The 6,391-nt window shown below is 61.0% G+C and carries 4 protein-coding genes and 1 pseudogene; 2 read left to right on the forward strand and 3 right to left on the reverse strand.

The genetic code is table 11. The features are described from left to right. Nucleotides 1-112 precede the first annotated feature (112 nt). The 3 genes and pseudogenes from GOB82_RS12750 to GOB82_RS12760 all read right to left on the reverse strand — a co-directional run. Nucleotides 113-550: pseudogene (locus GOB82_RS12750) on the reverse strand (PHP domain-containing protein); the annotation flags it as partial. Then, nucleotides 547-2,070 (reverse strand): DUF6504 family protein, encoded by a 1,524-nt coding sequence (locus GOB82_RS12755; RefSeq protein WP_166123667.1) that lies wholly within the window; start codon nucleotides 2,068-2,070, stop codon nucleotides 547-549. The pseudogene GOB82_RS12750 and the gene GOB82_RS12755, both read right to left, overlap by 4 nt. Then, nucleotides 1,985-2,749, reverse strand: coding sequence for an ImuA family protein (locus GOB82_RS12760; RefSeq protein ID WP_166123669.1), 765 nt, complete (start codon nucleotides 2,747-2,749; stop codon nucleotides 1,985-1,987). The genes GOB82_RS12755 and GOB82_RS12760 overlap by 86 nt, the downstream gene beginning before the upstream one ends. Before the next feature lie 284 nt (nucleotides 2,750-3,033). Between GOB82_RS12760 and GOB82_RS12765 the strand changes: the two genes are divergently transcribed. Then, entirely contained in the window at nucleotides 3,034-3,804 is a 771-nt protein-coding gene (locus tag GOB82_RS12765; RefSeq protein WP_166123671.1) for a DUF1275 family protein, read from the forward strand. A 93-nt stretch (nucleotides 3,805-3,897) separates the two neighbouring features. Then, a complete protein-coding gene (locus tag GOB82_RS12770; RefSeq protein ID WP_166123673.1) occupies nucleotides 3,898-5,643 on the forward strand; it encodes an oleate hydratase in 1,746 nt (581 codons plus the stop codon). The last annotated feature ends 748 nt before the right edge of the window (nucleotides 5,644-6,391 follow it).

A 6,391-nucleotide genomic window follows, 5' to 3' on the forward strand; every position in this document is an offset into this window, starting at 1 on the left:
CAATCCTCACGGCCTCGCGCTTGAAATCTTCCGTATGTTTCATGGTTTCGTCGGTCTCCTGATACAAGCTTAAAACGCTCAGATGACCGGCACAAAACCGTTACAAGTCCAAGGCGTCCTTCAGCTTGCGCAGATGCAGGGCACAGGCATCATCCGCCGTGTCGGGAATCAGGACAACGATCTGGCCCTCGCCCCAGGCAACGAGATCCTCCCAGAGAAGACGGCATTTCCCTTTGCCAGCACGCGCTTTGCCGAGGCTGAGCAGACGACAGAGACGGCCATAGGCTGCCCGGTCCGTCGGATAAACGAGCACGGGTGGAAAATCTGCCAGATCGAGACGGCATCCCACGACAAGCCGGAGCCCGACCTCTTTTGCCGCGACATGGGCCTGCACCATTCCGGCCAGAGAGTTGCGGTCACAGATGCCCAGTGCTTCGATGCCAAGGGCTTTTGCCTGCGCAAACAGTTCGATCGGGGAAGACGCCCCGCGCAAAAACGAGAAATACGTCGTCACCTGCAGTTCGGCGTAATGCGGTGCCGAGGTGCTCATCCGAAAATTCCGTGCAGAAACCAGCCCTGCGAGCCCGTCTCGCCATGCTCGCCGTCACCCGCCCGGTAGAGCCAGAACCGCTCGCCGCTGGTGTCCTCCACCCGGAAGTAATCCCGGGCGATGGTCAGTTCCGCGTCATTCTTCCACCATTCGCCAAACACGCGCTCCGGCCCGTCGGCGCATTTCACCTTCCGCCGTACGCCCCGCCAGATGAAGAACAGCGGCGGCTGGTCCGGCAGTTCCGCCATGGCCTGCACCGGCTCGGGCCGCGCCAGCAGGCGTGTCGGACGTGGCCAGTGCTCCGGCCAGTCCTTTGTCTCCTCTGGAGCCAGTGCGGGCACGCGGCAGAAGGAGCGCTCGGGCAGGTCGCTTTCCACCGGGGCAAACCGGTACAGTGCCTGCGTACCGACGCGGTTGGCCAGGGTGTCGATCAGGTCGGAGACGTCGGCCTCTTCCTCCGCGATCAGGGAGGACATGGTCTGCCGCCGGTCCATCGGTTCGGCCAGCGGGGCAATCAGCACCATGCGTTCGATGCCGAACCCGGGATCGATGGTTTCGATCTTCTCGCACAGCAACCGGGTCAGGCGTTTCACGTCCCGCACCGGCATGGCCGTGGCCACGCGGATCGCCTCGGTGCGGCTGTCCACACGATGCAGCAGCAGGTCGAGACGCCGCACGCCCTGTCCGCGCTCGTCCAGTCCCTGACACAGCAGCGGCACCAGTTTGCCAATATATTTGGCGATGGTCTCGGCCGCGCCGATGGGTTCGGCAAAATTGCGGCTGACCTCGACCGGATCAACCGGGCGAACTGGCACGATGACTTCACCAATGCGCCCGAACGCCTGATCCAGCCTGCGAGCCACATCCGGACCGAACCGCAGGGCCAGCGGTGCACGTGGCATGGCCGCCAGGGGGCCGATGCGGGATATGCCCAGTGTGGCCAGACCCTCAATGATAGGGGAGGGCAGGCGGAGTGCTTCAACGGGAAGATCAGTCAGAGCAGAGGCCGTCCCCCCTGAGGACACAACGGCAATCGGTGCCCGGCCATAGCGGGCGATGGCGTGCGCAGCGCCCCAGGTGTCCGCCACCACAGCTTTTGCCCGAAAGCCGGCGCCCGCCATGCGATGCACCATGTCCTTGAGCATAGGAAGTTCACCCCCATGCAGGTGATCCGCTCCGGTCGTGTCCAGCACCAATCCGTCCGACGCATCGACGGCCACGATGGGCGCGATACGGTGCTGGAACCACAAGGCAAGTTTTTCCAGTCCAAGACGGTCGCCCTCGGGATCGGCGTCCATCAGCACCAGATCGGGATAGAGCGCCTGGGCCTTGGCCACCGGCGTGCCGGGACGCAGCTCCAGCTTGCGCGCGGCCAGATCGACTGACAGCACGACTCGTCGTCGTCCTTCACGTCCGGCCAGTGCGACCGGCACCTCAGGCGCTGGCGCGTCTTTGCCCAGCCGCTTCCTGATCCGGTCTGTCGGCCATAGTGGCAGGTAAAGAGAGACGACCCTTGCCATCACAGGCCTCCACTTCAAAATCGGCACACTCGCCCGCCCGGGCGCGGATGAGTTCCAGCAGCCAGCGCGGTCTTCCCACACCGGGAGCCGGCAGCGGCACGGACGGCAGAACCGAAACTCGCCAGCGGGTCACACTGGCGGTTGGCTGACCGAAATCCGCCGCATCTGTCTGCCGCCGCCAGCGTCGGATGGCGAGGCCAAGCGAACCAGACGTTTCGGCCGCCAGTTGCAGGCGACGGGAGGCCGTCATGGACAGACGCGCCACCTCGGCGACCACGGCCCCCAGGCCGCCATGTCGCAGTCCTTCCTCGAAACAGGCCAGCACATCGACGTCCGAGCCTGCCTCGACAAAAATGGTCCGCCGTGCCGACAGACCGACCTGTTTCAGGGAAGGGGCGAACACGTCCTGACGGGTGACGATCCAGAGCACCTTACCGCGCGTACGGGCGGCAATCCCGGCGCAGAACTGACCGGCGGCGGCACTGTGCAGGGCATCATTCCCGCCGCCCGCCACCTCATGCAGAGCGCCCAGCGCCAGACCACCACCGGGCAGACGGGCGTCTATCTCGCGCACACCAAAGGGCAGCACCGTACGGCGTCGGTCGCTGTGCCCTTCGAGACGGCTGATTGCGGCCCGCAGCGTCTCCAGACCGGGTTTTTTATGGATTTCAGCAGTCATGTCACGGCTCGACGGTCCTTGTGCAGGCGCATTTCATGATTGTATGTTCCTGATTTGTTCCGTTAATCTATCAACGTCAACATTTATCTGTAGGGAGACCACCCCTTTTCAGCGTGTGGAAATCCACAATCCCTGAAGATATCGTCCTAAGAAATTGAAAACAGGAAGCTTTGTCGGAAGAGGACAGGCTGTTACCATCCCGTCTATAAAAAAAAATCGCTGTCCGGGGGAAACCGACAAACACGGAGTCTCCCTCATGCGGTCAGTCACGACGGGAGGTACAGGTGCTTGTTCACGAGGGGGCGGAGCGTAATGCCAGCATCGACAGGCGTCTGGGCTGCTCGCTGGCGGCTATCGCCGGTGCCGTGAACGCTGCCGGGTTTCTGGCCGTAGGCTATTATTCGGCCAATATGACAGGCAATGTCTCCGCACTGGCGAGTGGCCTGCATGAAGGACGCATGGAACTGGTCCTGTCCTGCTGTGGTCTGATACTGGCCTTTGTCGCAGGAGCCGTGCTGTCCGCGCTGCTGGTCAATGCAGGTCGTCGCCGTCATCTGCCGTCGATCTACGCACGGAGCATCCTGCTGGAAGCCTGTCTGCTCGGGCTTCTGGGTGGCGTGGATCTTCTGTTTTCGGCCCAGCCACGGGATCCGGTGCTGGCCTACGGGCTGAGTTTTCTCATGGGCCTCCAGAACGCAACAGTCACACGTATTTCCGGGGCGCGTGTCCGCACCACCCATATGACGGGAATGCTCACCGATGTGGGGCTGGAACTGGCGGACTGGCTGGAGAGCTTTTTCCATCCGGTTGACCCGGCCAGGCGGATTGGTACGCGCGAGCGTTTGGGGCTGCATGCCGCCATCGTGCTGTCCTTCACGCTGGGCGGCGTGGCCGGCGCCTTTCTGTATGGCTGGTGGTCCGGTCTGTTTCTTCTGGCGCTGGCGGGGCTTCTGGCCTGCCTTTCCCTGCCGGGCGCGCTGTCGCATGAGCCTGTGGCGGAGCATAAACCGGCGCCGGTCCCCTCTTACGGGGAGAGGCATTCCTGTTCACGGTAATTGATACATCGCAAGGACAGATCGGGTCATTGGGGGGCGTATGAATAGCAATGCTACCCACCATCGGCCCTTTTCCGGAAAAGGACACACGCCATGAGATATACCCACAGCAATTATGAGGCTTTTGTTCAGCCCCCTGCGCCACAGGATATGGCAGGAAGGTCAGCGTGGATCGTGGGCGGAGGACTGGCGGGCATGGCGGCGGCGGCGTTCCTGATCCGGGATGCGGGCATGACGCCCTCAGCCATCACCATTCTTGAGGCCTCGAATAGCGATGGTGGTGCGCTGGATGGGGCGGGGAATGCGGAGACTGGCTGGCTGATTCGCGGCGGGCGGGAGATGGAAGAGCAGTTCCAGTGTTTGTGGGATCTGTATCGTTCCATTCCGTCTCTGGAAATTCCAGGCGCATCAGTGCTGGATGAAGTCTGGCAGGTCAATCAGGCCGATCCGTCCACCAGCCCGGTCCGCGCCATGTGCAATCGGGGTCAGCCCCTCGCCGATCGTGACAGGCTGACGCTCACGGGAAAGGCGCGACGCGAGATCATTACCCTCATTCTGACCGATGAGGACGAACTGGCGGGAAAGACGATCGCGGATGTGTTGTCCGGCGATTTCATGGCGTCGAACTTCTGGCTGTTCTGGCGGTCGATGTTTGCGTTCGAGACCTGGCACAGCGCCATTGAGATGAAGCGCTATCTCGCACGATTCGTGCATCAGATTCTCGGGCTGAAGGATCTGCATACGCTGAAGTTCACCAGATACAACCAGCAGGAATCCCTCAGCCAACCACTGGCCACATGGCTTGCCGATCAGGGCGTCGTGTTCCGTCATGGTGTGAAGGTGACGAATGTTGCCGTCGATGTTTCGGGCGGCAGGAAGATTGCGACCCATCTCGACTGGCTGGAAAATGGCGCGACTGCTGGTGTTGATCTTGGGCCAGAGGAACTGGTGTTCGTGACCAGCGGTTCCATGGTGGAGAATTCACGCTGGGGCGATCACCATACATCCGCGCCGATTGACACGGCTATCGAAGAGGGGAGTGTCTGGCAGCTCTGGCGCAATATCGCAGCACAGGATGCCGCATTCGGGCGTCCTGATGTTTTCTGTGGTGATACGAAAAAATCCCGCTGGCTGTCGGCAACCGTTACAACCCGAGATGCGCGGATTCCTGAGTTTGTAAAGCGGATTACGGGGCGTGATCCGTTTTCGGGGAAAATCATCACGGGTGGCCCGGTCACGATCGCGGATTCATCCTGGCTGATGAGCTGGGTGGTCAGCCGTCAGCCCCATTTCAAGGGGCAGCCCGAAGGGCAGATGGTGGCCTGGCTCTATGGTCTGTTCAGTGACGTGCCTGGCGATTATGTGAAAAAGCCCATGCAGGATTGCACAGGGGAGGAAATCACCCGTGAGTGGCTGTTCCATATGGGCGTGCCGATGGATCAGATCGAAGACATGGCAGCGACAGGGGCGACGACGCGTCCGTGCATGATGCCGTTCATCACGGCGCAGTTCATGCCGCGCGCACCGGCTGACCGGCCGAACGTGGTGCCGGATGGAAGCGTCAACCTGGCCTTTCTGGGGCAGTTCACCGAAACGCCACGCGATACGGTCTTCACCACCGAATATTCCGTCCGCACGGCGATGGAGGCGGTCTATACGCTGTGTGGCGTCAGGCGGGCTGTGCCGGAAGTGTCGGGCGGCATTTTCGATATCCGGATGCTGCTACAGGCGGCAGCGGAACTGCGGGACGGAGAGAAGGTGCCTGCGTCGGGGCTGATCAGGCACCTGACGCAGGGAACCGAGATTGACGATCTGCTGGAGCGCTACGGGCTGGTTTGAGGCGATAACTAAAGAAGGCTGGAAAGGGGGGGAGAGCGGAATGTCGGTTATCGGGAAGGCCTGACCGGAATCTGCCATTCGCAGCGTTCAAGTCCATGACGGCTTCCGACCAACATACGCCGTTCCGAAGCGGTATTGGGAATGTCCGCTTACGCCGATACCTGCTGTTCTCCGCCCTTCGAGCTGTAAGTCCAAGCTCGCTGAAGAGCGCCCATTCCGAGGACTAGGTAAGCACTTTAAGGCACGCTGTTCGGAAGGGATACTGTGAGGAGATCGAAGACATCCTGATCTTGACCGTCTATCGGTGTTGTGCCTGCGCCTGAAATCCAACATGCTACGGTAGCCTGTTACTCAAAAAACGGTGAGTTACAGCCCCACGCGATGGTGTTGAAAAGGGAGTGAGTAAGTTGGTTTTTGACTTTTCGAAACTGGGAAGCGCAAAATCGAAGCAGGCTCCCACCGACTCTATCAAAATCTTCGAATCGCTACCTAGTTTGAAAGGGACGCCCAACGATCTGTGGCGCGGCCAGGATCGCGCGCTCTCCGGTTGGAACGACGTTAGGACTAAAAACGATGTCTTGATCTCTCTGAACACCGGCGCAGGCAAGACAATCGTGGGCCTGTTGGTTGCTCAAAGCCTAGAGCACGTCCACTTTATTCCGGCTCATATCCAGCGGCTGTAAAGAAGTTGGCGCATTCGTCAGGAGTGAAAGCATCCAGGACTGATCCGGCGGCATCCCACAAGGTT

This window comes from Acetobacter farinalis, assembly GCF_011516935.1.
In the GTDB taxonomy this organism is placed as follows: Bacteria; Pseudomonadota; Alphaproteobacteria; order Acetobacterales; family Acetobacteraceae; genus Acetobacter; species Acetobacter farinalis.